This is a genomic window from Pseudomonas sp. NPDC087626, from assembly GCF_044743405.1.
In the GTDB taxonomy this organism is placed as follows: domain Bacteria; phylum Pseudomonadota; class Gammaproteobacteria; order Pseudomonadales; family Pseudomonadaceae; genus Aquipseudomonas.
On the sequence record NZ_JBIUWJ010000035.1, the window covers coordinates 1 to 24421 of the forward strand.

The window sequence follows — 24421 nt, forward strand, 5'->3', positions numbered from 1 at the left end:
ATCCCCGAGGGGTGTGGTTGGGAAGGAATGACCCATGCGTCAGCGTAAAAGTGGTCGGCACCTGAGCCGCACCAGCTCGCACCGCAAGGCCATGTTTCAAAACATGGCGGTGTCGCTGTTCGAGCACGAGCTGATCAAAACTACACTGCCAAAAGCCAAAGAACTGCGTCGCGTTGCTGAGCCGCTGATCACTTTGGCCAAGACAGACAGCCTGGCTAACCGCCGTTTGGTTTTCGACCGTACTCGTTCGAAAGCTATCGTTGGTAAGCTCTTCAACGACCTGGGCAAGCGTTACGCTACCCGTGAGGGTGGCTACCTGCGCATCCTCAAGTGCGGCTTCCGCACTGGCGACAACGCGCCTATGGCGTACGTCGAGTTGGTTGATCGTGCTACTGCCGGCGAAGCTGTAAGCGCCGAGTAAGACGACAAGCTGTAACGAAGAACCGGGCCTAGTGCCCGGTTTTTTGTGCGCGCTGGAAAAGTACCGCCGACGGACGGCGTTATTCGCGTCTATCTGGAGCAGCTTTCAATTAGTTAATTTCTATTGATGCCGATCAATTAATGAATTTGATGGTGTCATGTTCCTGGTCAATACTCCTTCTCAGCCGATTAGCCGGCAGTTTCCAAGACTGAAGAGGAAGATTGTGCATGAGCCAGAATAAAACGCTGACTACCGCCAGTGGCGCTCCCGTCGCAGATAACCAGAATTCCCGTTCCGCCGGTCCACGCGGCCCGCTGCTGCTCGACGATTTTCACCTGATCGAGAAGCTCGCCCACTTCAACCGCGAAAATATCCCTGAGCGCCGCGTGCATGCCAAGGGCTCGGGTGCTTACGGTACCTTCACCGTCACTCGCGATATCACCCAGTACACCAGCGCCAAGCTGTTTTCCGCCGTCGGCAAGCAAACCCCGACCTTCCTGCGGTTCTCCACTGTCGGTGGTGAGCGCGGCTCGGCGGACACCGAACGCGATCCTCGTGGTTTCGCTTTGAAGTTCTACACCGAAGAAGGCAACTGGGACATCGTCGGCAATAACACGCCGGTGTTCTTCATTCGTGATCCGCTGAAGTTTCCGGATTTCATCCACACCCAAAAACGTCTGCCGCAAAGCAATCTGAAAAGCGCGCAGATGATGTGGGACTTCTGGTCGCACTCCCCTGAGGCGCTGCACCAGGTGACTATCCTGTTCTCCGACCGTGGGATTCCTGATGGCTACCGTCACATGCACGGCTTTGGTAGCCATACCTACAGCCTGATCAGCGCCAGCGGCGAGCGGCATTGGGTGAAATGGCACTACAAGACCCTGCAGGGCATCAAGAACCTGGCGCCGGCCGAAGCTGCGCGTCTGGCCGGGACTGACCCGGACTACGCCCAGCGCGACCTGTTCGGTGCCATCGAGCGCGGTGACTTCCCGAAATGGCGCGTGTGCATCCAGATCATGAGCGAAGCCCAGGCAGCGGCGCATTACGAGAACCCGTTCGACGTGACCAAGACCTGGTCGCAGAAAGAGTTTCCGTTGATTGAAGTCGGCGAGTTGGAACTCAACCGTAACCCGCTGAACTACTTCGCCGAAGTCGAGCAGGCTGCGTTTGGCCCGAGCAACATGGTTCCGGGTGTCGGCCTGTCGCCGGACCGCATGCTGCAAGGCCGGGTGTTCGCCTACGCCGATGCGCACCGCTACCGTGTGGGCACCAATCACCAGCAACTGCCGGTGAACGCACCACGCAGCCCGGTCAACAGCTATCAGCGCGATGGTTCCATGGCATTTGGCAGCAATGGCGGCGCGGCGCCCAACTACGAGCCGAACAGCTACGTGGAGTCGCCAAAGCAGGCCCCGCACTTCGCTGAGCCGCCACTGGCGTTGAGTGGAGCGGCTGATCGTTACGATCATCGCGAAGATACCGACTACTACAGCCATGCCGGTGCGCTGTTTCGCTTGATGAGCGCTGAACAGAAAGCCCTGTTGGTCAGCAACATTGCTGGCGCCATGGCCGGGGTTTCCGGTGATGTGGTCGACCGTCAACTGCAGCACTTCTTCAAGGCCGATCCGGCGTACGGAGAAGCAATTGCAACGGCGTTGGGTGTACAGCTTAACGAAGTCTAAACGAGAAGCAGAACCGCCCTCAATTGGGCGGTTTTTGCGTTATTTAAACCACTTTTCTCAGAATATCTTCGCTTTTATCTCGCGAATCGAGTGACCAAACGGGCGCCTTGGTTCAAACTACAGACTTTCAAGCAGGGAGATGTAGGGCGATGCAAGGTCACCCGGACGTAATCGATTACCTCAACACGTTGCTCACGGGCGAACTGGCAGCGCGTGATCAATATTTCATCCATTCGCGGATGTATGAGGACTGGGGCTTTACCGAGCTCTACGAGCGCATCAATCACGAGATGGAAGAAGAAGCCGGGCACGCCGATGCGCTGATGCGCCGGATCCTGATGCTGGAAGGTACGCCGCGCATGCGCCCGGACGACCTCGACGTCGGGACTACCGTGCCGGACATGCTCGCCGCCGACCTGCGCCTGGAGTACAAGGTGCGTGCCGCGCTGTGCAAAGGCATTGAGCTGTGTGAGCAACACAAGGACTACATCAGTCGCGACATGCTGCGTATCCAGTTGGCCGATACCGAAGAAGATCACACCTACTGGCTGGAGAAACAGCTGGGCCTGATCAAGTTGATCGGTCTGGAAAACTACCTGCAATCGCAGTTCTGATTCTGCTTTGTAGGCGCACGGCTTACCGGCGATGGCGTCCTCGAAATCGCCATCGAGAGCACGCTTCGCTCCTACAGATGCAAGACACAAAAAAGCCCCTGTCACCGATAACGTGACAGGGGCTTTTTCATGGGTCGGTGTCAGGCCCGGTCGCGTTCCAGCAGTGGCTTGAGGTAGAAGCCAGTGTGCGACTGCTTCATCTCGGCGACTTCCTCAGGCGTACCCACGGCGATGATCTGACCGCCCTTGGAGCCGCCTTCCGGCCCCAGGTCCACCAGCCAATCGGCGGTCTTGATCACGTCCAGATTGTGCTCGATCACCACTACGGTGTTGCCGTGGTCGCGCAGGCGGTGCAACACGTCGAGCAATTGCTGGATGTCCGCGAAGTGCAGGCCGGTGGTCGGCTCATCGAGGATATACAGGGTCTTGCCGGTATCACGCTTGGACAACTCGCGGGACAACTTGACCCGCTGTGCTTCACCGCCCGACAGGGTGGTCGCCGATTGCCCGAGCTTGATGTACGACAGGCCGACATCCATCAGCGTCTGCAGCTTGCGCGCCAGGGCCGGTACCGCGTCGAAGAACACCCGGGCTTCCTCGATGGTCATTTCCAAGGTTTCGTGGATGCTCTTGCCCTTGTACTTGATCTCCAGGGTCTCGCGGTTGTAGCGCTTGCTCTTGCACACGTCGCACGGGACATAGATGTCCGGCAGGAAGTGCATCTCGACCTTGATCAGGCCGTCCCCCTGGCAGGCCTCACAGCGTCCACCCTTGACGTTGAACGAGAAACGACCCGGGCCATAGCCCCGTGAGCGCGACTCCGGGACGCCTGCGAACAGCTCACGAATCGGCGTGAACAGCCCGGTGTAGGTCGCCGGGTTGGAGCGCGGCGTACGACCGATCGGGCTCTGGTCGATGTCGACCACTTTGTCCAACAGCTCAAGGCCCTTGATGCTGTCGTGGGCTGCGGCTTCCAGGGTCGTCGCACCATTGAGCGCGGTGGCGCTCAGGGGGAACAGGGTGTTGTTGATCAGTGTCGACTTGCCTGAGCCGGACACGCCGGTCACACAGGTCAGCAGGCCCAGGGGGATTTCCAGGTCGACATTGCGCAAGTTGTTGCCGCGGGCACCTTTGAGGTGCAGTGCCAGCTTCTTGTTGCGCGGCGTGCGTTTGGCGGGCACGGCGATCTTCACCCGGCCCGACAGGTATTTGCCGGTCAGCGAGTCCGGGTGGGCCATGACTTCGGCCGGTGTGCCTTCGGCGACGATATGCCCGCCATGCACGCCAGCGCCGGGGCCGATGTCTACCACGTAGTCGGCGAGGCGAATGGCGTCCTCGTCGTGCTCGACCACGATCACCGTGTTGCCGATGTCACGCAAATGCTTGAGGGTGCCCAGCAGTCGGTCGTTGTCCCGCTGGTGCAGGCCAATGGAGGGCTCGTCGAGGATGTACAGCACGCCCACCAGGCCGGCGCCGATCTGGCTGGCCAGGCGAATGCGCTGCGCCTCACCGCCGGACAGGGTGTCGGCACTGCGGTCCAGGGACAGGTAGTCAAGGCCGACGTTGACCAGGAACTGCAGGCGTTCGCGGATTTCCTTGAGGATCTTGTCGGCGATTTCGCCGCGCCGCCCCGTCAGTTTCAGGGTGCCGAAGTAGTCGCACGCATCGCCGATCGGCAGGTTGGTCACCGCCGGCAGGGTTTTCTCGCCGACCCACACGTGCCGCGCTTCACGGCGCAGGCGGGTGCCGCGGCAATCCGGGCAGGGCTGGGTGCTGAGGAACTTGGCCAGCTCTTCGCGCACCGAAGCAGACTCGGTTTCGCGGTAGCGGCGATCGAGGTTCGGCACGATGCCTTCGAACGGGTGCGAACGCTTGACGATGTCGCCCCGGTCGTTGAGGTATTTGAAATCGACGTTCTGGCTGCCGCTGCCATGCAGGATGACTTTCTGCTGGTCGGCTGGCAGCTGGTTGAACGGCACTTCCAGGCTAAACCCATAATGGGCGGCCAGCGAGCCGAGCATCTGGAAGTAATAGACGTTGCGCCGGTCCCAGCCGCGAATCGCGCCCTCGGCCAGGGTCAGTTCGCCGTTGACCAGGCGCTTGATGTCGAAGAACTGTTTGACTCCCAGGCCGTCGCAGGTCGGGCAAGCGCCCGCCGGGTTGTTGAAGGAGAACAGCTTGGGTTCCAGTTCACTGATGGCGTGGCCGCAGATCGGGCAGGCAAAACGTGCGGAGAAAATCATCTCCTCACCCGGCTCATCGTCCATCGGTGCGACCAGTGCGATGCCGTCGGCCAGCTTCAGGGCGGTCTCGAACGACTCGGCCAGGCGCTGCTGCAGGTCCTCGCGAACCTTGAAGCGGTCGACCACCACATCGATCGAGTGCTTTTTCTGTTTATCCAGCTTCGGCAGCTCATCCAGCTCGCACAGCTTGCCGTTGACCCGGGCACGGACGAAACCCTGGGCCCGCAGTTCTTCGAAGACCGACAGGTGTTCGCCCTTGCGCTCACGGATCACCGGGGCCAGCAGCATCAGCTTGCTGCCCTCAGGCTGGGCCAGCACCAGGTCGACCATCTGGCTGACGGTCTGGGCTTCCAGGGGGATGTCGTGATCCGGGCAGCGCGGAATACCTACGCGAGCGTAAAGCAGGCGCAGGTAGTCGTAGATTTCGGTAATGGTGCCAACCGTCGAGCGCGGGTTGTGGGAGGTCGACTTCTGCTCGATGGAGATGGCCGGTGACAGGCCTTCAATCGTGTCGACGTCGGGCTTTTCCATCATCGACAGGAACTGCCGGGCATAGGCCGACAGCGACTCGACATAACGCCGCTGACCCTCGGCATACAAGGTGTCAAAGGCCAGGGACGACTTGCCGGACCCGGACAAGCCGGTGATGACGATCAGTTTGTCCCGTGGCAGGGTCAGGTCGATATTCTTCAGGTTGTGGGTTCGAGCCCCACGAATCAGGATCTTGTCCAAGGTGGCCTCGCTCGGCGGGCGTAAACGTAGGAGTATAAGGCCAAATACTGGATGGATGCACACTATCAAATGTGCACGATGGTGCCTTACATGAAGACTCTGTCATCCGTGCGCGGCAAAGCGTCGCCCTATACCCCGTCAACCGATGGGACTGATAGAATCGCCGCCGGTTCACATGAGGTAATTCCATGCACGATCCCCACAGCGAACGCATGAGTGGTAGCGAGACCCGCGCAGCGAGCGGTCTGGCCCTGGTGTTCGCGTTCCGTATGCTTGGCATGTTCATGGTGTTGCCGGTACTGGCGACCTACGGCATGGACCTGGCAGGCGCGACCCCGGCCCTGATCGGCCTGGCGATTGGCGCCTACGGCCTGACCCAGGCGGTGTTCCAGATTCCCTTCGGGATCATTTCCGACCGTATCGGGCGGCGCCCGGTGATTTACCTGGGCTTGATCGTCTTTGCCCTGGGCAGCGTGCTGGCGGCCAACGCCGATTCGATCTGGGGCGTGATCGCCGGACGCATCCTGCAGGGCGCCGGGGCGATTTCCGCAGCGGTCATGGCCTTGTTGTCCGACCTGACCCGCGAACAGCACCGCACCAAGGCCATGGCCATGATCGGCATGACCATCGGCCTGTCGTTCGCCGTGGCCATGGTGGTCGGGCCGCTGCTGACCCGCGCCTTCGGCCTGTCCGGGCTGTTCCTGGCGACCGGCGGCATGGCATTGCTGGGGATCGTCATCGTGATGTTCATGGTGCCGCGCTCCACGGGCCCCTTGCAGCACCGTGAGTCCGGGGTCGCCCGCCAGGCCTTGTTGCCGACCCTCAAGCACCCGGACCTGCTGCGCCTGGACCTGGGGATTTTTGTGTTGCACGCGATGTTGATGTCGAGTTTCGTCGCCTTGCCGCTGGCGCTGGTGGAAAAAGCCGGGCTGCCCAAGGAACAGCATTGGTGGGTGTACCTGACCGCGCTACTGATTTCGTTCTTCGCCATGATTCCGTTCATCATCTACGGCGAGAAGAAACGCAAAATGAAACGAGTTTTACTCGGTGCCGTCGCGACGCTGATGCTCACTGAGCTATTCTTCTGGCAGTTCGGCGACAGCTTGCGGGCCCTGGTGATTGGTACGGTGGTGTTCTTCACCGCGTTCAATCTGCTGGAAGCCTCCTTGCCGTCGTTGATCAGCAAGGTTTCACCGGCAGGCGGCAAGGGCACGGCCATGGGGGTCTACTCCACCAGCCAGTTCCTCGGTTCGGCACTGGGCGGCATCATGGGCGGCTGGATGTACCAGCATGGCGGTCTGTCGGTTGTGTTCCTCGGATGCGCAGGTCTGGCTGCCCTCTGGTTGGCCTTTGCTGTTACCATGCGCGAACCTCCCTATGTGACGAGCCTGCGCTTGCCGTTATCGCCCGAAGCGATCCGCGAAGCCGGTCTGGTTGAGCGCCTGCTGGCCGTCGTTGGGGTAACCGATGCCATCGTGGTGGCTGATGAAGCCGCCATTTACATCAAATTGGACACCGAACTATTGGATCGCACCACCCTCGAGCGCCTGGTCAACAACCCGGCGCCGACAGCGTGCGAAGCCTAGGAGAACGTTATGGCCCGTGGGGTTAACAAAGTCATATTGGTCGGCACTTGCGGCCAGGATCCCGAAGTTCGCTACTTGCCTAACGGTAACGCCGTGACCAACCTGAGTCTGGCGACCAGCGAACAATGGACCGACAAGCAAACTGGCCAGAAAGTCGAAAAGACCGAATGGCACCGTGTATCGATGTTCGGCAAGGTTGCAGAGATCGCCGGCGAATACCTGCGTAAAGGTTCGCAGGTCTACATCGAAGGCAAGCTGCAGACCCGCGAGTGGGAAAAAGACGGCATCAAGCGTTACACCACCGAAATCGTGGTCGACATGCAAGGCACCATGCAACTGCTGGGCGGCCGTCCACAGGGCGACCAGCAAGGCCAGGGCGGCGGCGGTAACAACTACCAGCAAGCCGCTCCACGCCAGCAGGCACCGCGTCCGGCTCCGTCGCAACAGCCACAGCGTGAGTCGCGTCCAGCGCCACAGCAACAGGCCGCACCGCAGCCGGCTGCAGACTTCGACAGCTTTGATGACGATATTCCGTTTTAACGCAGCAACAAGCTTCAAGCCACAAGCTGCAAGCTGAAAGAACCCGCGTTTCGGTCCACGAAACGCGGGTTTTTTGCTTTCGCTTGCCGCTTAACGCTGGGCAAATCGCAACATATCCGCATTCACCTGCGCTTTATGCGTATCCGTCAGCCCGTGTGGAGCCCCTGGGTAGACGATCAGTTCGGCGTGTTCGATCAAGCGTTTGCTCTCAAGCCCCGCGGCCTGGATCGGCACGATCTGGTCGTCGTCGCCATGGATGATCAGGGTAGGGATGTCGAATTTCTTCAGGTCCTGGCGAAAGTCGGTTTCCGAGAAGGCCTTGATGCTGTCGAGGGTGTTTTTATGGCCGCCCATCATGCCTTGCATCCAGAATGCGTCGATCAGCCCCTGGGACGGTGTGGCGCCGGGGCGGTTGAAGCCGAAGAATGGGCCGCCGGCAACGTCCTTGTAGAGTTGCGAGCGGTCGGCGATGGAGCCGGCACGGATGCCGTCGAAGACTTCGATTGGCAGGCCCTTGGGGTTGGTCTCGGTTTTCAGCATCAGCGGCGGCACCGCTGAAATCAGCCCGGCCTTGGCCAGTCGTTGAGTGCCGTGCCGGCCGATATAGCGGGCGACTTCACCGCCGCCGGTGGAGAAGCCGAAGAGAATCACGTTGTTCAGGTCCAGCTGTTCGATCAGTTCGGCGAGGTCGTCGGCGTAGTGATCCATGTCATTGCCGTCCCACGGCTGGCTGGAGCGTCCGTGCCCACGTCGATCGTGGGCGATGGCGCGAAAGCCATTGTCGGCAAAGTGCAGCATCTGTGATTCCCAGCTGTCACTGGAGAGCGGCCAGCCATGGCTGAAAACTACCGGTTGCCCACTGCCCCAGTCCTTGTAGTACAGGGTGTTGCCTTCGCGAGTCGTGAGAGTAGCCATGTCGATCGTCTCCAATGAATGCTCAGGGAATGAGGCTTAGGGCTGTGCCGCCAGGAACTCTGCGGTGGACACCACGCTGGCATAGGCAAAACCCAGGGCCGACATGAAGGCGGCGTGCACTTGGGCGGCGGGTACCACCTGGCCGTTGAATTCCAGGTCGCGGGACGCGCAGGCGTCGTGGATCACCGTGACGTTGTAGCCAAGGTCCGCCGCAGCGCGCGTGATGCCGTCGATGCACATGTGGCTCATGCTGCCGACCACCACCAGGCTCTCGATGCCTTGCTGGTCGAGGATTGACTGTAGTTCGGTTTCGCGGAACGAGTTGACGAAGTGCTTGAGCACCACCGGCTCGTCGCTGCGATTCAGCACCTTGGGGTGCAACTTGGCGCCATCGGAGCCGGGGGTGAAGAATGGGGCTTCGCTGGAGGTGAACTCGTGGCGGATGTGCACCACCGGGTGGCCGGCTTCGCGGAACGCCTGGAGCAGTTTTACCGCGTTGTCGGCAGCGGCATCGGCGCCGACCAACGGCCATTTACCCTGGGGGAAGTAGTCATTCTGGATATCGACTACGATGAGTGCTTGCTTGGCCATGGGTGTTTCCTCTGGAGTGGGTGTGGGCGCCAGTATTGCCGCGCACGGACGCTACGAGGATTGGCCGCACCGACAATAGAAGGGGGAAAACTGACAATGGGTGTAGAACGCGCAGTCGCCGAGTTGGGCGTGCTGATCTATCCCGGTGCGCAGATGGCGGCAGTACACGGCTTGACCGATCTGTTTGGCGTCGCCAATCGCATTGCCGCCGAGCACCAGAGCGCGCAGTTGCCGTGGTTGCGGGTCAGCCACTGGCAGGCAGAGCCCGGACACGCTCCGCAGCGTGTCTACGACAGTCATCCTGGCCCCGATGCGGGCTTGGTGGCGCTGCTGATTCCGCCGTCGATCGGCGGTTTTTGCGAAGGGCAGGCGTCAGCGCCGCTGATCGGTTGGTTGCGCCAGCAGCACGCGAGCGGGGCAACCTTGGGTGGGGTCTGCGTGGGGTCGATTCTGCTGGCTGAAAGCGGTCTGCTCGATGGCCGTAGCGCTACCACTCACTGGACCTCGGCCAAGCAGTTCGCCGAGCGTTATCCCCAGGTCAAGCTCAACGCCGACACCCCCATCGTCGATGATGGCGATTTGATCACCACCGCCGGCCTGATGGCCTGGTCCGAACTGGGCCTGCGCCTGGTAGACCGTTTGCTCGGGCCGAGCATTGCCACCGGCACGGCGCGGTTCCTGGTGGTCGAACACAGTGACAGCGCGAGCCAGTGCGGCAGCAACTTCGCGCCGATCCTCAGCCATGGCGACGCGGCGATCCTCAAGGTCCAGCACTGGCTGCAAGCCAACGGCGCGGTGGAAGTCTCGTTGAGCGTGATGGCCCAGCAGGCGGGCCTGGAGGAACGCACTTTCCTGCGCCGCTTCCGCACGTCTACCGGCTTGAAACCCACTGAGTACTGCCAGCACCTGCGGGTGGGCAAGGCTCGGGAAATGCTCGAGTTCACCAACGGCACCATCGACCATATCGCCTGGACCGTCGGCTACACGGACCCCAGCGCGTTTCGCGCGACCTTCAGGAAAATCACCGGGCTGGCGCCCAGCGATTACCGCAGCAAATTCGGGGTGTCGCCAACGGCGGTACTGGCGCGGTAACAGCGTGGATCGATCGTGCAAAATGCCGGAGCGTTGGCGCTGGTCGTGCAGAATAAGACAAGCCAGTTGCCAGCCGTGCCCCCCACAGCACGCGAATCGACCGCACATCCGCCAATAGCCAGGGTTGGCCTGATCCCTGCACCGCCCTGAGCTACATTCATCAAGCGCAGATGGCAGGGGGACGCATGACCCCGACTAATCGCAACAAACTGGTGGTGGCCCATTCCGTGCGGCCCCAGGCGCCGCAGCACGAGGTCGAGACCAACCGGGCGCTGGCGCAGTGGCTGGCGCAGATTCTCGGCTGGCCATATGGCGGCAGTTACGACGCGGACACCCATGCCGGGCGCGACCTGTACCTGCTGCCCACCCAGACCCTGGTCGGTGGTGGGGCGGCCCGTCAGTTGGGAGTCAAAGGGCCGGACGATCTGTGGGGCGGCTACGTCGACCACTCGTTCATCTGCACCAAAGCCATCACCCATGGTCTATTGAACAGGCAGGCCAAGGCGCCCGAAGGCTGGGCCCCCTTGTTTGCGGAGCGAGTGCGCCAGGTGGTGCTGGAGGGCATCAGTGTGTTTTCCCTCGAGGACGCCCTGCCAGCGGCCGAGCAACTGCTCGAGCGTGGCCCGCTGCGGCTGAAACCGATACACGCGTGTGCCGGACGCGGCCAGGAAGTGATCAGCGGCCTCGCAGCGTTCCGGCAGGTCCTCGGCCGGCCCGACGCTGCCGACTTGTTCGCCAGTGGCGTGGTGCTGGAGCAGGACCTCAAGGAGGTCATCACCCACAGCGTCGGCCAGAGTTTCATTGCTGACACCGTACTCAGTTACTGCGGCGAGCAATATCTGACCGAAGACGGTCTAGGCGAAAAAGTCTATGGCGGTTCGGACTTGCTGGTGGTCCAGGGCTATTACGCCGACCTGCTCAAGTTGCCATTGGCCGACGACGTGCGCCTGGCCATTGAACAGGCTCAGGTGTTCGACGTCGCGGCGGACGAGGCTTACCCGGGCTTTTATGCCTCGCGGCGCAACTACGACATCGCCCAGGGCCTCGATGCCCGGGGGCAGCGCTGCAGCGGCGTGCTTGAGCAGTCGTGGCGCATGGGCGGGGCCAGCAGTGCGGAGGTGGCGGCGGTGCAGAGTTTCCTCAACCAGCCGGGTTTGCCGGCGATTCGCGTGTCGTCGGTGGAGACTTACCAGGACCAGCCCTTGCCGGCCGGGGCCATCGAGGTGTACCGCGGCCCGGCAGAAAACAGTGATTTTCTCCTCAAGTATGTGACGGTCAAACCCTATGACGGCTAGAAGCGAAACCATTGAAATCGAGATCGACGACGAACACATGAGCGCGACCTTCCTGAGTCCCAAATCCAAGGTCCCCGGTGTGTTGTTCGTACACGGCTGGGGCGGCAGCCAGGAGCGCGACCTGGAGCGGGCCAAGGGCATTGCCGGCCTGGGCTGCGTGTGCCTGACCTTCGACTTGCGTGGACACACCGGCGGTACGGGCATCCCACTGACCCGGGTGACCCGCGAAGATAACCTCAAGGACCTCTTGGCCGCTTATGACCGCCTGCTCGCCCACCCGGCCATCGATACTTCAGCGGTGGCGGTAGTGGGCACCAGTTACGGTGGCTACCTGGCGGCGATCCTCACCACCTTGCGCCCCGTGCGCTGGCTGGCATTGCGGGTGCCGGCGCTGTACCGCGACGAGCTATGGCACACCCCCAAGCGCGACCTCGACAAGCAAGACCTGCTTGATTACCGCAGCACCCTGGTGCATGCCGACAGCAATCGGGCCCTGTATGCCTGCGCGCAATTTACCGGCGATGTGTTGCTGGTGGAGTCGCAAACCGATGATTACGTACCCCATGCCACCATCATGAGTTACCGCGCGGCGTGCCAGCAGACCCACTCCCTGACCCACCGCATCATCGATGGCGCCGATCACGCCCTCAGCGAGCCCGTGGCGCAACAGGCCTACACCTCGATCCTGGTGGGCTGGATTACCGAGATGGTGGTGGGTGAGCGGTTGAGCATCATCCAGTCCACCTGACAGGCGTTTTTGAGGTGGGAGCGAGCCTGCTCGCGATGCCCGCAAGGACACCGCGGGGAATCAGGCTTGGCACTTCATTGTTGGCGACCATCGCGAGCAGGCCGCAAGCGGGCGCTCGCTCCTACAGTGAAAGTGGGCGTTCAGGAGGGTTTTTTCTCGATCCGCAGCGCCTTGGCCTTGGCTTCCACCACCAGGTACATGGCCACGGTGATCAACAGCGGCAACAGGAAGTAGATCGCCCGATAGGCCAGCAATCCGGCGACCAGGCTGCCGCGAGAGGCCTGGTGTTGCAGCAGGGCGACAAACACCGCCTCCAGTACCCCAAGCCCGGCCGGAATGTGAGTGATTACCCCAGCGATGGCACTGATCAACAGCACCCCAAGCACCAGCGGATAGTCGAGTTTGCTCGGCAGCAAAGTAAAAATCACCGCCGCCATCAGCGACCAGTTCAATGCTCCCAGGGCCAGTTGCAGCATCGCCATGCGCAGTGACGGCAGGTTGATCTCAACCCCACGAATCGACCATTCACGACGGCTGGAAAAGCGGCACGCCGCCAGGTAGCCGGCACTCACCAGCAGCAACAGCAGGCCCACGCCCTGCAAGGCCGCGCTGCTGAGCTTCCAGCCCGGTGGCATGTGCACCAGGCCACTGCTGAAGATCGCCCCGGCCACCAGCATGTAGCCAAACCAATTGGTGGCCAGGCTCAGGCCGAGGATCTTGGCGATGTTGCCCTTGCTGACCCCCAGTCGCGAATACAGGCGATAACGCATGGCGATACCGCCGACCCAGGCACTCAGGTTGAGGTTGAACGCGTAGCTGATCACCCCCACCGGCAGGATTTGCCGCCAGGTCAGGTTTTGCCCGATGTAGGTGCGGCCGATCAGGTCGAAGCAGGCATAGGTGAGAAAACTCAGCACGGTAATCGTCGAGGCGATGATCAGGGTCCGCACTTTGAAGTCCTGCAGGGTGTCGAACACTTCGCTCCAATCGATGCGGTGGGCGAGCAGGGTGAACAACACAATCAGCAGCAGGAAAAACAGCGCCGTCAGCGGCTTTTTCAGGCGCCGCCAACGGGACGGCGGATGCTCGGCAACGGCGGGGGCGTCTTGGCTTTCAGCGCGATTCATGGGCGTCATCCTGCACCTGAGTTGCTGGCGTGAAAGGCTGCAGGCGCGGTTTGTGCGCCGGCAGCCAACCGGCCCAGGCGGGGAAGTGCCGCAGGCAGTGGAACACCAGGAAGCCAATGGTCATGCGCCACAGCAATCCCCGGGGGCGCTGGTTGGCCGGCATGACCTTACAGTGATGGTCGCTCAGTTCGTCGAGGCGCTCGCACAGCTCGCGGTTGAATGCCCGGTCGCGAATCAGCACGTTGGCTTCCAGGTTCAACGACAGGCTCAAGGGGTCGAGGTTGCTCGAGCCGACCGTGCTCCAGTCCTCATCCACCAAGGCGACTTTGCCGTGCAGTGGGCGGTCGCAGTACTCATAGATCTTCACCCCCGATTGCTGCAGGTAGTCATAGGTCAGGCGGGCCGCCAGCTTGGCCACCAGCATGTCCGGTTGCCCCTGCAGGATCAGCCGCACCTCGACCCCTCGGCGGGCGGCGTTGCGAATTTCGCGCAGCAGGCGGTAGCCAGGGAAAAAGTAGGCGTTGGCGATGATCACCCGGCGTTGGGCGCTGCGCAGCACCTGCAGGTACACGTCTTCGATGTCCCGGGGGTGGTCGCGGTTGTCGCGGTAGACCAGGCGCACCTGGCCATCGTGATCGCTGAACGCCAGCTCGCTGCGCCGGTGCTTGCGCCGCAGCCAGCCAGAGCGCGCCCGGGCATGGCGGCCGCTTTGCAGCAGGGCGAAGTGATGGATGTCGACCACCGCCGGCCCCTCTACCTGCACCGCATAATCCTGCTTGGCCTGGGGGCCGAAGTCGGCCAGGTGATCGGCGCTGAAGTTGATGCCGCCGACAAAGGCGATGCTGCCGTCCACCACCACGATCTTGCGGTGCAGGCGGCGGAACCAGTTGGTACGGATGCCCAGGCGCCGTGGGGCCGGGTCGAACATCTGCAAGTGCACGCCGGCATCACACATCGCCAGGAGGAATTCGCTGGCCAGTTCGCCGCAACCAAAACCATCGAGGCTGACGGTGACACGCACGCCACGCTGCGCCGCCTCGATCAGAATCTGCTGCAGCTCGCTGCCGACCTTGTCCTCGAACAGAATGAAGGTCTCCAGCAGAATTTCGCCCTTGGCCTGGCGCAGAGCCTCGAACACCTTGGGAAAGTAGGCCTCGCCATTTTCCAGCAATACCACGCAGTTGTTGCCGTGCCAGCCATAGTCGAGGTCGACGAGGGCGCGTCTGGCTGTGACCGATTCGGCGGCGGATGCCTGGGGTTCGAGCAGGTTTTTTTCCAGCGGGGCGCTGCTCATAGCTCAATCTCCACCGACAGCGGAACGTGATCGGAAAGGTGCGACCAGGGCCGCGCCGCCAGCACCTGCGGGCGATGGGCCTTGAGGTTGCGCACGTAGATGCGGTCCAGGCGCAGGAGGGGCAGGCGGGCCGGGAAACTGCGCGCCGGCTGGCCATGGTGCTCGCGGAACACCTCGCGCAGGCCCAACGGATTGAGCAGATCGTCGGCGCGCTGGCGCCAGTCATTGAAGTCGCCGGCGACTATCACCCTGGCGTCGGCTGGCAACTCTTGCAGGCGCTTGATCAGCAGTTGCAGTTGTTCATCGCGATGGGCCTGATGCAAGCCCAGATGCACGCACATGGCATGCACCTGCTGGCCGTCACCGGGCAGGCGTAACACGCAATGCAGCACGCCACGGCTTTCATGGCCGCTGATGGAGACGTCGAGGTTGTCGTGACGGATGATCTGGAATTTCGACAGCAGCGCGTTACCGTGGTCGCCTGCCGGATACACCGCGTTGCGCCCATAGGCGAACTGCGGCCAGAGGCTGTCGGCGAGGAATTCGTACTGGGGCATGCTGGGCCAGTTGCTGTAGCGCCGGGGATGGTGCTCATGGGCGCCGTGCACTTCCTGCAGGAACACCACGTCGGCGCCGACACTGCGCACCGCTTCACGCAGTTCGGGCAGGATGAAGCGCCGATTGAGGGCGGCGAAGCCCTTGTGGGTATTGACCGTGAGCACGGTAAAACGGCGTACCGCGGTGGGGCTTGCACTCGCTGCATCGGGTTGCTCGGCCTGCTCGCCGCTGGTGTCAAACGCCGCCATGTGTGATCCCGCCTGATGATCGTCGGGCTGCCCCCTGTTTGTTGATGACTGTGGGCCAGGGCGGAAAGTTTCGACGACGTTACGGGCGGTCAAACGCCTGGGCAGTGAAACCTTCATGGGGTTTTGCCGATCTACGCTTGTAGCGATCGCTCAAGGCTGCGATCTTCTGCACACATCACCTGGTCAAAAAGGAGCACCGCGTTTTGTCTCCAATCAAAACCGCGATCTGGCTCGCGCTACTGTTGTGTTGCGCCAGTCCTGCCTTGCAGGCGAATGCGCTACCGGCCATTGCGGCGGTTACCGGTAAAGAGCCGGCCGCAGCGTCCAAACCCGAACCGCTGGTGCAGGGCGGCCTGCTGGGCGCCATCAGTTCGAGCATCGATGACGTCCAGGAAAAGCTCGATCTTAACGAGCACCTGGTACAAGCCTGGCGCCTGCGTGCGGACCGCGCGGTGGACGAGGTGGACCAACTGGTCAATCAACCTTCGCCGCGCTCGAGCTGGAGCGTGGTCGGCGATTTCCTCCTGCTGAGCGTGGTGTGGGGCGGGGTGTTTGCGCTGCTCTGGTTACTCGGTGGCCTGCTGGCCCGACGCCTGGCACGGCATCGCCTGTTGCTCACCCGTGAGCGTGGCCAGGCGTTGCTCGGTTACCTGCTGCCCTACACGCTGCCCGCCTTGATCAGCTTGCCCCTGACCCTCTACCTCAGTCATTTCCTGCCCGCATCGGCAGGCCGCGCACTGGCCTTGAGCCTGGCCTACGCCACCAGCGCCGGGATCTTTGTCGCCTCGCTGTTGCTGTCGCTGGTGGTGCTGTTCAACGTCGGGCACAAGCGCCAGGCAGTGCGCATCCTGCTGCGAAACAGCCCGCGGCCGTTGTTCGCCATGGGTTTTCTGGTGGCCCTGAGCGACGCCTTGACCAGCTCGCAGATCGCCAATCGCCTGGGGGACAACCTGACCAGCAGTATCGCGGTGTTCACTGGTATGTCGGCGTCGATCATCTTCGGCCTGCTGGTGATTCGCCTGCGCAGACCGGTGGGTCAGTTGATCCGCATCCTGCCGCTGGCCCAGCGCCAGAAACAACCGGCATTACGCGAGACCCTGCGGATCTTTTCCGGGGTCTGGTACTGGCCGATCCTGTTGATGGTGCTGGTGTCGCTGATCAACCTGATCGGCATCGGCGATGACAATCAGAAGGTCCTGCGCTGTGCCTTGTTCACCACCTTGCTGCTGATTGCCACGGTGTTTATCAGCACCATGCTGCAACACCTGTTCAAGTCCCGCAGCGCGCTGGCGGTGCAGCGCAGCGGTGCCTACAAGGAGCGTTTCCTGAGCCTGTCCCACGCCTTGCTGCGGATTGTCATGGCCATCGCCTTCATCGACATCCTGGGGCGGATCTGGGGCGTATCGTTGTTCGAGTTCGCGGTCAGCAACGCGATTGGCCGGGCGATCAGCGATTCGTTGAGCCGCATCGGCCTGATCTTCCTGGTGACCTGGCTGGTGTGGGTGGTACTCGACACGGCCATTCAGGAAGCCTTGAAGCCGCCGGTCAACAAACGCAATGCGCGCCAGCCCAGTACCCGGATCAAAACCATCCTGCCGTTGCTGCGCAACGCGATGAAAATCATCCTGGTGGTGATCTGCGCAATCACCACCATGGCCAACCTTGGGATCAACGTCGCACCGTTCCTGGCCGGTGCCGGGGTGGTGGGGCTGGCGATCGGTTTTGGTTCGCAGCAACTGGTGCAGGATGTGATCACCGGGCTGTTCATCATCATCGAAGACACCCTGTCGATCGGCGACTGGGTGGTGCTCGACTCGGGGCATGCCGGCACGGTGGAGGGCCTGACCATCCGGACCCTGCGCCTGCGCGACGGCAAGGGCTTCGTGCATTCGGTGCCATTCGGCCAGATCAAGGCGGTCACCAACCAGTCGCGGCAATTCGCCTTTGCGTTTTTCTCGGTGCAGTTCACCTACGACACCGACGTCGACCAGGCCATCGCGCTGATTCGCGACGCGGGCCGTTCGATCAGCGAAGACGCGTTCCTCAAGTACAACCTGCAAGGCCCGCTGGAAGTGTTCGGGGTCGACAAGATGGACCTCAACGGGGTGATCCTGACGGCGCAGTTCCGCACGGTCTCCGGCGGCCAATATGCGGTGAACCGGGCGTTCAACCTGCGCTTGAAAAAGCTTGTGGATAACAGCCCATGGGTGCATTTCGCGCAGACTTATCCACAGCAGGTGCTGCTGCATGAGCGACACCTGGACCGACCCGAAGACAAGCATGAGGAGGCGGTCGCCGCCAAGGACAACTCAGCGCTGCTGATGCCCAATCCGAGCCACAGTTCTTAAGCGCTCGGCAGACCAGGGTCGGCGACTGGCGCGAGCCGGTACTGGGTCAGCTTCTGCTGCAGCGTGCTGCGTTGTTGCGGGTCCAGTTGCAGCCAGAAATGCTGCACGCCGGCGATCTCGGCCGCCGCCGGCAAGCCGTCGCGGTACACCAGTCGATTGCTGGCCAGGGCCGGGACTTTCTGCCCCGGCAGCAAGGTGCCGACCAGGTTCAGCGGATCAACCCCACAGACGCTGACCAGGCTGCCGTCATGGGGGCGGCGGCGCACTTCGCGCAACAGCGGGATGGCTTCGGGCAGGGCGAACTGCTCGCCGGCCAGGCCACTGACAAAACGTCCGCCGCGGATCTCCCCGCGTGCCTCCAGGCGATGAAAGGTGCGCAGCAATTCCCGCCAACTGGGCAGCCAGTCCGCTTCGCGCTCCAGCAAGCGCCAGAACACCACGCCGTAGCGGCGCAGCAAGGTCATGGCGATGTGTTCAAGGGTGCCTGCGGGTGTGCCGCGCGGGGCATCGCTGACGGGGGCGGCTGTGCGACGCAGCAGGGCCCAGCGTCCGGCATCGTCCATCCCACCGACCAGGGGCCCGCGCCCGCGTCGGCTGCTGCGGGCCTGGCGTTTGCTCGCCGGGGTGATCAGTGCGCGCAGGCCGGCGAAGCTGTCGGCATTCACCAGGCCGGCGCCGACCAACTCCTGCAAGGCGATCTCCAGTTCACTGCGCAGCAGGTGCGCCTCGTGCAGCAACTCATCAAAAAACAGCGCGCCGTGTTGGCTCAGGGCCTGATGGACTTTCTGGGTCTTGGGCGACAAATCCTCGACCTGTGCCTGTTCGGTCAAGCTGCTCCAGAGTGCCGCTTGCACCCTGGGCAACAACACGATCGGTGTGCTGCGCAGGGCCACGCTGGCGGTCTTGTGGCGCGCGCTCAAGCGCGTCCAGACCAGCTTGCCGCTGCGGCACAGTTCATCCAGCCAGGTGGCCGAGTAGCCTTTGAGTCGCGCCGGCAACAGATCACTGTCCCAGGCCGAAGCCGCCGCCGGGTAGCCTTCGAACTGCGCGACGATCACCGGCAACATGGCGTTGCCCTGGCCTTGGGTTGTCGCGGACAGGTGCTGCCAGTCAAACAGAAATCGCATGAAGTCCTGCAGGGCCACCGGTTCGATTTCCCGGCGCAGGCGCTTGACCGTGTAGCGATGGATCCGCGCCAGTAAATGCCGCTCGCACCACTGTTCCTGCGTCGCGCCTGGGCTGAAGCGCCCACGCAATACGTAACCGTCGCGCTCCAGTTGGGCCAGGCCTTGCTCGACCAACAGCGGCATCAGCCCCAGGGCGGCGGCAATCTCACTCAGGGGCAGTGGGCCGAAGGCGCTGAGCCGGGCGCGGAGCAGCTCCACCAGCGCCTCATCAGGTGCCCACAGCTGGTCAAAGCCTGGTAGCGGATGGAGCGGCGGTTGCAGCAGCGCCTGTGGATAAACTCCTTGCAGGCAGCTCAGGCGCTCCAGCGCCAGCCACAGGCCATGTTCGGAATCGATGGCCAGGCGGCTGGCGCGGCCTTGCTCGGCCAGCTCCCGTAGCCACGGCAGCCATCGATCGTTCTGCTGCACCTCGTTGTCGGTGATGGCTCCCAGGCTCATCAGCGCTTCATGCATTTCATCGACGCTGGCGGGTTGCGGCCAGGCCTCTTCGCGCACCGACTCGATCGCCTGCGGGTCCAGGGCGCCGAGGTCATCGGTCGCCTGCGGATCGCTCCAGCGACGGCTGAGCACCGCTTGCGTGCGACGTTCCTCCAGAGGCGCATCGTCAAGAAAAGTGTAGGGCCGGGCGTTGAGTATTTCCGCCGCCAGGGGCGAAGGGGCGGGCAGGTCGCGACTGATCAACCGCAGTTCGCCCTGCTCCATGCGCCGCAACAAGGCCAGCCAGCCGTTGCAGTCCATGGCTTCGTGCAGGCAGTCGTCGAGGGTTTGCTCAACCAGTGGGTGATCGGGAATTTCCCGTTCACCGGCGAGGTTTTCCAGGCAGGCGATCTGGTCGGGAAACACGCTGGCGATCAAGTCTTCACTTTTCATCCGCTGGATCTGCGGCGCCACCTTGCGGCCTGCGCTGTAGCGCGGCAGCGCCAGGGCCACGCCGGCATTCCAGCGCCAGCGCACGCCGAACAGCGGGGCGTCGAGCACTGCCTGGACGAGGATCTGCTCGGCGCTGTTGCTATGCAGGTAACGCCAGACGTCCTGCAGTTCAAAGCTGTGGCTGGTGGACAGCGACAGGACGATGGCGTCCTCGCTGGCGGCGGCCTGCAATTCGAAGTTGAAGGTGCGGCAGAAGCGCTTGCGCAAGGCCAGGCCCCAGGCGCGGTTGATGCGGCTGCCGAAGGGCGTGTGGATGATCAGTTGGGTGCCGCCGGACTCATCGAAAAAGCGCTCCATCAGCAGCGTGTCCTGGGACGGCAGGGCGCCGAGGGCCAGGCGCGCGGGGGCCAGGTAGTCCACCAGTTGTTCGGCGCAGGCCAGGTTCAGGCCAAGGGTCGCGGTCAGCCAGGCCAGGCTCGGTTGCAAGTCGCCGGGCGTGGCGCCCAGCAGTTGGTCGAGCTGGGCGTGCAGGCGCGCCACGGCGTAGGACAACTCGGCGCTGCGCCCCGGTGCTTCGCCCAGCCAGAACGGGATGGTGGGCGGCTGGCCCTGGGCGTCCTCGACCCGCACCTTGCCGGTTTCGACCCGCAGGATCCGGTAGGAGCTGTTGCCCAATTGGAAGACATCGCCGGCGATACTCTCCACCGCGAAGTCTTCGTTGACGCTGCCGATGTTCAGCCCCTGGGGCTCCAGCAACACGCTGTAGTCGGCGTTGTCGGGAATCGTCCCGCCGCTGGTCACTGCGGTCAGCCGGGCCCCGCGGCGGCCGCGCAAGGAACCGCTGACGGCGTCGCGGTGCAAGTACGCACTGCGGATGCCTTGGCGACCGTTGTAGCCTTCGGCAAGCATCTTCAGCACGGCCTGGTAATGCGCCTGGTCCAGCGCGGCGTAGGGTGAGGCGCGGCGCAGGGTGTCGAACAGCGCCTGCTCCGGCCATTCCTGGCAACTGACTTCGGCGATGATCTGCTGGGCGAGTACGTCCAGCGGCGCGACGGGGATCAGCAGGCTATCGAGCTCGCCCCGGCGCACGCAGTCGAGCAGGGCGGCGCATTCGATCAGGTCGTCGCGGGTGGTGGCGAACAGGCGCCCCTTGGGCGTGCCGCCAACCTGGTGCCCGGAGCGGCCGACCCGTTGCAGGAACCCGGCAATCGAGCGCGGCGAGGCGATCTGGCAGACCAGTTCGACGTCGCCGATGTCGATCCCCAGTTCCAGCGACGCAGTGGCGATCAGCACCTGCAGCTCGCCGCGCTTGAGTCGTTGCTCGGCATCCAGGCGAAACTCCTTGGCCAGGCTGCCGTGGTGCGCGGCCACCGCGTGCTTGCCCAGGCGTTCGCTGAGGTGGCGGCTCAAGCGTTCGGCCAGGCGCCGGGTGTTGACGAAGACCAGGGTGGTGCGGTGCTCGCGGGCGAGGGTGGCGATGCGCTCATAGACCAGCTCCCAGACATCGTTGGCCATCACTGCCGACAACGGCACGGGCGGCACTTCGATGTCCAGGTCCCGGGGGCGGGCGTGGCCGATGTCGACGATGTCACAGGGGCGTCCAGTGCCCACCAGGAACCGCGACACCGCGTCGATGGGCTTTTGCGTGGCAGACAGGCCGATGCGCAGCAGCGGCTCGCGGCACAACGCCTGCAAGCGCTCCAGGCTCAGGGCCAGGTGGCTGCCGCGCTTGCTGGCGGCCATGGCGTGGATTTCATCGACGATCACCGTGCGGGTGCTGGCGAGCATTCGTCGGCCCGAGTCGGAGCCGAGCAGCACGTAGAGCGATTCCGGGGTGGTCACCAGAATGTGCGGTGCGCTTTTACGCATCGCCGTGCGCTCCTTTTGCGGGGTATCGCCGGTGCGCACCGCGGTACTGATCTGCAATTCAGGCAGTCCCTGCTGTTGCAGTTGCGCAGTGATGCCGGCCAGCGGGGTCTGCAGGTTGAGCTGGATGTCGTTGGACAGCGCCTTGAGGGGCGAGACGTAGACCACCCGGGTTTCGTCAGGCAACTCGCCGCCCAGGGCCAGGCCTTGCCGGACCAGGTCGTCGATGACCGCCAGAAACGCGGTGAGGGTCTTGCCGGAGCCGGTGGGCGCGGCAATCAGGGTCGAGCGGCGCTGGCGGATCAAGGGCCACGCGCGCGCCTGGGCGGCAGTGACCGTCGCGAAGGTGCTGCTGAACCAGGCGCTGACGGCGGGGTGAAAGCCGTCGAGGACGCTGTCGGCGGACTCGGGGAGATTCATGGGCTCAGTTATGCGACGGCCCGGCCCAAGTTGCAAGTGCGCGCGCAGTGCGGCCCAGCGCTGCCCCTGGCTGCGACTGCAAAGGCTGCGGTTGGCAGTTTATAAGTGACGGTTGCGTATTAAACCCGCAAAATGTAACGATTCCGGCAACTCTCAACGACAACGCCTGCGGGCGCTGTCGCTACACTCATCGTTTCAAACAGACTGGGCCTGCTGACTCTATGCGAATGCGCCTTATGTTACTGGGTGGCGGAAATGCCCTTGGGCAGGCGCTGATTCGCCTCGGTGCGGAGGAAGACATCGGTTTCCTCGCCCCCCGTCCACCGCAAGACGGCTGGGATGCCGCGAGCCTGACCCAACTGCTCGACGACACTCGCCCGGACGCGCTGATCAACCTCGCCTACTACTTCGACTGGTTCCAGGCCGAGCAGGTGCCCGAGGCGCGCCTGGCCGGGCAGGAACGAGCAGTCGAGCGCCTGGCGGAATTGTGCCAGCACCACAACATCGTCCTGCTCCAGCCTTCCAGCTATCGAGTGTTCGATGGCTCGCGGGCCACTGCCTACAGTGAAAAGGACGAACCGGTGCCACTGGGCCTGCGTGGCCAGGCGTTGTGGCGCATCGAGCAGAGCGTGCGCGCAACCTGCCCGCAACACGTGATGCTGCGGTTTGGCTGGTTACTCGATGACAGTGCCGATGGCGCACTGGGACGCTTCCTGGCACGTGCCGAACAGCCTGAAGAGCTGCTGATGGCCGATGACCGACGGGGCAACCCAACCCCGGTGGACGACGCCGCACGGGTGATCATTTCGGTGCTCAAGCAACTCGATTGCGCGGCGCCGCTGTGGGGCACCTATCACTACGCCGGACACGAGGCGACCACGCCGCTGGCGCTGGGCCAGGCCATTTTGACCGAGGCCCGCAGCCTGCATCCGCTGGCCATCGAAGCACCGACTGCGCAGGCCCATGCCGCGCGCCCGGATGCCGCCGAAGAGCCGCAACACGCGGTCCTGGCCTGCAAGAAAATTCTGCACACCTTCGGGATCAAGCCGCGCGCCTGGCGTGCCGCGCTCCCGGGCTTACTGGATAGGTTTTATCGTCATGGCTGAAGGCCCTGTATTAATCACCGGCGGTGCCGGTTTCATTGGCTCGCACCTCGCCGACGCCCTGCTTGCCAAGGGCTACTCGGTGCGTGTGCTCGATGACCTGTCCACCGGCAAGCGCAGCAACCTGCAACTGGACGATCCACGTATCGAGTTGATCGAAGGCGACGTCGCCGATGCTGCCCTGGTGGCCAAGGTGATGGTCGGTTGTTGTGCCGTGGCGCACCTGGCTGCCGTGGCTTCCGTGCAGGCCTCGGTGGACGATCCGGTGCGTACGCACCAGAGCAATTTCATTGGCACCCTGAACGTCTGTGAAGCCATGCGCCAGGCTGGGATCAAGCGTGTGCTGTTTGCCTCGAGTGCGGCGATCTATGGCAACAATGGCGAAGGCCAGTCGATCGACGAAGACACCGCCAAGGCGCCGCTCACGCCCTACGCTTCGGACAAGCTGGCGGGTGAGTACTACCTCGATTTCTACCGCCGCCAGCATGGCCTGGAGCCCGCGGTGTTTCGCTTCTTCAACATCTTCGGCCCGCGCCAGGATCCGTCGTCGCCGTACTCCGGGGTGATCAGCATTTTCAGCGAGCGCGCGGTCAAGGGGCTGCCGATCACCGTGTTCGGCGATGGCGAGCAGACTCGTGATTTTGTCTATGTCGAAGACTTGGTAGACCTGCTGGTGCAGGCTATCGAAGCGCCTACGCTGGAAGTCGGTGCGGTCAACGTCGGCTGGAACCAGGCCACCACCCTCAAGCAAATGCTCCAGGCGTTGCGCGAAGTGGTCGGCGACTTGCCGCCGATCACCTACGGCCCGGCCCGTTCGGGCGATATCCGCCATTCGCGGGCGAACAACCAGCGCCTGCTGCAGCGCTTCACCTTCCCCGAGCAAACGCCAATGAGCGTCGGTCTGGCCCGCCTGCTGGGTCGCTAGGGGTTTTACGAGAACA

General features: G+C 63.1%; 18 protein-coding genes. 11 read left to right on the forward strand and 7 right to left on the reverse strand.

All coding sequences use genetic code 11. The annotated features are described in order from the left end of the window. The first annotated feature begins 34 nt into the window (after positions 1 to 34). From rplQ to bfr, 3 genes are all read left to right on the forward strand, one after another. Complete coding sequence (gene rplQ / locus ACIOVD_RS23370; RefSeq protein ID WP_401130474.1) at positions 35 to 421, forward strand: 50S ribosomal protein L17; 387 nt, start codon at positions 35 to 37, stop codon at positions 419 to 421. A 227-nt stretch (positions 422 to 648) separates the two neighbouring features. Beyond that, on the forward strand, positions 649 to 2103 hold the full coding sequence (locus ACIOVD_RS23375) for a catalase (RefSeq protein ID WP_401130476.1): 1455 nt from the start codon (positions 649 to 651) through the stop codon (positions 2101 to 2103). Positions 2104 to 2252: 149 nt separating this feature from the next. Then, positions 2253 to 2717 carry a bacterioferritin gene (gene bfr, locus ACIOVD_RS23380; RefSeq protein ID WP_095166171.1) on the forward strand — a complete coding sequence of 155 codons (465 nt, stop codon included), beginning with the start codon at positions 2253 to 2255 and terminating at the stop codon, positions 2715 to 2717. 140 nt (positions 2718 to 2857) lie between these two features. Here bfr and uvrA read toward each other — a convergent pair whose 3' ends face one another. Further along, positions 2858 to 5692 carry an excinuclease ABC subunit UvrA gene (gene uvrA / locus ACIOVD_RS23385; RefSeq protein ID WP_095166173.1) on the reverse strand — a complete coding sequence of 945 codons (2835 nt, stop codon included), beginning with the start codon at positions 5690 to 5692 and terminating at the stop codon, positions 2858 to 2860. 188 nt (positions 5693 to 5880) lie between these two features. Here uvrA and ACIOVD_RS23390 point away from each other — a divergent pair, with 188 nt between their 5' ends. Together ACIOVD_RS23390 and ACIOVD_RS23395 are read left to right on the forward strand one after the other, a co-directional pair. After that, complete coding sequence (locus ACIOVD_RS23390; protein WP_095166174.1) at positions 5881 to 7278, forward strand: MFS transporter; 1398 nt, start codon at positions 5881 to 5883, stop codon at positions 7276 to 7278. Positions 7279 to 7287: 9 nt separating this feature from the next. Continuing rightward, positions 7288 to 7818 (forward strand): single-stranded DNA-binding protein, encoded by a 531-nt coding sequence (locus ACIOVD_RS23395; protein WP_095166176.1) that lies wholly within the window; start codon positions 7288 to 7290, stop codon positions 7816 to 7818. A gap of 90 nt (positions 7819 to 7908) precedes the next feature. Here ACIOVD_RS23395 and ACIOVD_RS23400 read toward each other — a convergent pair whose 3' ends face one another. Together ACIOVD_RS23400 and ACIOVD_RS23405 are read right to left on the reverse strand one after the other, a co-directional pair. After that, positions 7909 to 8733 carry an alpha/beta fold hydrolase gene (locus tag ACIOVD_RS23400; protein ID WP_095166178.1) on the reverse strand — a complete coding sequence of 275 codons (825 nt, stop codon included), beginning with the start codon at positions 8731 to 8733 and terminating at the stop codon, positions 7909 to 7911. Between the two features lie 36 nt (positions 8734 to 8769). Further along, on the reverse strand, positions 8770 to 9324 hold the full coding sequence (locus ACIOVD_RS23405) for a cysteine hydrolase family protein (protein ID WP_095166182.1): 555 nt from the start codon (positions 9322 to 9324) through the stop codon (positions 8770 to 8772). A 96-nt stretch (positions 9325 to 9420) separates the two neighbouring features. Here ACIOVD_RS23405 and ACIOVD_RS23410 point away from each other — a divergent pair, with 96 nt between their 5' ends. The 3 genes from ACIOVD_RS23410 to ACIOVD_RS23420 all read left to right on the forward strand — a co-directional run bounded on the left by ACIOVD_RS23410 (position 9421) and on the right by ACIOVD_RS23420 (position 12459). Then, the gene (locus ACIOVD_RS23410) at positions 9421 to 10416 is read left to right on the forward strand and encodes a GlxA family transcriptional regulator (RefSeq protein WP_095166185.1); all 996 of its coding nucleotides are present in this window, start codon (positions 9421 to 9423) and stop codon (positions 10414 to 10416) included. A gap of 185 nt (positions 10417 to 10601) precedes the next feature. After that, on the forward strand, positions 10602 to 11711 hold the full coding sequence (locus ACIOVD_RS23415; protein WP_401130481.1) for a DUF3182 family protein: 1110 nt from the start codon (positions 10602 to 10604) through the stop codon (positions 11709 to 11711). Next, the gene (locus ACIOVD_RS23420) at positions 11701 to 12459 is read left to right on the forward strand and encodes an alpha/beta fold hydrolase (RefSeq protein WP_320333117.1); all 759 of its coding nucleotides are present in this window, start codon (positions 11701 to 11703) and stop codon (positions 12457 to 12459) included. Before ACIOVD_RS23415 ends, ACIOVD_RS23420 begins: the two co-directional genes overlap by 11 nt. Before the next feature lie 140 nt (positions 12460 to 12599). On the opposite strand, the gene ACIOVD_RS23425 is transcribed toward ACIOVD_RS23420, so the two are convergent. From ACIOVD_RS23425 to ACIOVD_RS23435, 3 genes are read right to left on the reverse strand one after another with little or no spacing between them, the layout of a single operon-like run. Beyond that, complete coding sequence (locus ACIOVD_RS23425; protein WP_095166191.1) at positions 12600 to 13586, reverse strand: lysylphosphatidylglycerol synthase domain-containing protein; 987 nt, start codon at positions 13584 to 13586, stop codon at positions 12600 to 12602. Next, a complete protein-coding gene (clsB, locus tag ACIOVD_RS23430) occupies positions 13573 to 14880 on the reverse strand; it encodes a cardiolipin synthase ClsB (protein WP_401130482.1) in 1308 nt (435 codons plus the stop codon). Before clsB ends, ACIOVD_RS23425 begins: the two co-directional genes overlap by 14 nt. Continuing rightward, entirely contained in the window at positions 14877 to 15686 is an 810-nt protein-coding gene (locus ACIOVD_RS23435; protein ID WP_401130483.1) for an endonuclease/exonuclease/phosphatase family protein, read from the reverse strand. The genes clsB and ACIOVD_RS23435 overlap by 4 nt, the downstream gene beginning before the upstream one ends. Positions 15687 to 15889: 203 nt before the next feature. Between ACIOVD_RS23435 and ACIOVD_RS23440 the strand changes: the two genes are divergently transcribed. Continuing rightward, entirely contained in the window at positions 15890 to 18034 is a 2145-nt protein-coding gene (locus tag ACIOVD_RS23440) for a mechanosensitive ion channel family protein (RefSeq protein WP_401130484.1), read from the forward strand. Here ACIOVD_RS23440 and ACIOVD_RS23445 read toward each other — a convergent pair. Further along, on the reverse strand, positions 18031 to 22377 hold the full coding sequence (locus ACIOVD_RS23445) for a DEAD/DEAH box helicase (protein WP_401130485.1): 4347 nt from the start codon (positions 22375 to 22377) through the stop codon (positions 18031 to 18033). The genes ACIOVD_RS23440 and ACIOVD_RS23445 overlap by 4 nt on opposite strands. Before the next feature lie 221 nt (positions 22378 to 22598). Here ACIOVD_RS23445 and ACIOVD_RS23450 point away from each other — a divergent pair, with 221 nt between their 5' ends. Continuing rightward, entirely contained in the window at positions 22599 to 23483 is an 885-nt protein-coding gene (locus ACIOVD_RS23450; RefSeq protein ID WP_095166201.1) for a sugar nucleotide-binding protein, read from the forward strand. After that, a complete protein-coding gene (locus ACIOVD_RS23455) occupies positions 23476 to 24405 on the forward strand; it encodes an NAD-dependent epimerase/dehydratase family protein (protein WP_095166203.1) in 930 nt (309 codons plus the stop codon). The genes ACIOVD_RS23450 and ACIOVD_RS23455 overlap by 8 nt, the downstream gene beginning before the upstream one ends. Positions 24406 to 24421 lie beyond the last annotated feature (16 nt).

Excerpts from the sequence above, each read along its gene's own strand:
- ACIOVD_RS23395 (WP_095166176.1), top strand. The coding sequence starts at position 7,288 with ATGGCCCGTGGGGTTAACAAAGTCATATTGGTCGGCACTTGCGGCCAG.
- ACIOVD_RS23375 (WP_401130476.1), top strand. The coding sequence starts at position 649 with ATGAGCCAGAATAAAACGCTGACTACCGCCAGTGGCGCTCCCGTCGCA.
- ACIOVD_RS23445 (WP_401130485.1), bottom strand. The coding sequence starts at position 22,377 with ATGAATCTCCCCGAGTCCGCCGACAGCGTCCTCGACGGCTTTCACCCC.
- bfr (WP_095166171.1), top strand. The coding sequence starts at position 2,253 with ATGCAAGGTCACCCGGACGTAATCGATTACCTCAACACGTTGCTCACG.
- clsB (WP_401130482.1), bottom strand. The coding sequence starts at position 14,880 with ATGAGCAGCGCCCCGCTGGAAAAAAACCTGCTCGAACCCCAGGCATCC.
- ACIOVD_RS23435 (WP_401130483.1), bottom strand. The coding sequence starts at position 15,686 with ATGGCGGCGTTTGACACCAGCGGCGAGCAGGCCGAGCAACCCGATGCA.
- ACIOVD_RS23420 (WP_320333117.1), top strand. The coding sequence starts at position 11,701 with ATGACGGCTAGAAGCGAAACCATTGAAATCGAGATCGACGACGAACAC.
- ACIOVD_RS23390 (WP_095166174.1), top strand. The coding sequence starts at position 5,881 with ATGCACGATCCCCACAGCGAACGCATGAGTGGTAGCGAGACCCGCGCA.
- ACIOVD_RS23405 (WP_095166182.1), bottom strand. The coding sequence starts at position 9,324 with ATGGCCAAGCAAGCACTCATCGTAGTCGATATCCAGAATGACTACTTC.
- rplQ (WP_401130474.1), top strand. The coding sequence starts at position 35 with ATGCGTCAGCGTAAAAGTGGTCGGCACCTGAGCCGCACCAGCTCGCAC.
- ACIOVD_RS23410 (WP_095166185.1), top strand. The coding sequence starts at position 9,421 with ATGGGTGTAGAACGCGCAGTCGCCGAGTTGGGCGTGCTGATCTATCCC.
- ACIOVD_RS23400 (WP_095166178.1), bottom strand. The coding sequence starts at position 8,733 with ATGGCTACTCTCACGACTCGCGAAGGCAACACCCTGTACTACAAGGAC.
- ACIOVD_RS23455 (WP_095166203.1), top strand. The coding sequence starts at position 23,476 with ATGGCTGAAGGCCCTGTATTAATCACCGGCGGTGCCGGTTTCATTGGC.
- ACIOVD_RS23415 (WP_401130481.1), top strand. The coding sequence starts at position 10,602 with ATGACCCCGACTAATCGCAACAAACTGGTGGTGGCCCATTCCGTGCGG.
- ACIOVD_RS23450 (WP_095166201.1), top strand. The coding sequence starts at position 22,599 with ATGCGAATGCGCCTTATGTTACTGGGTGGCGGAAATGCCCTTGGGCAG.
- ACIOVD_RS23425 (WP_095166191.1), bottom strand. The coding sequence starts at position 13,586 with ATGAATCGCGCTGAAAGCCAAGACGCCCCCGCCGTTGCCGAGCATCCG.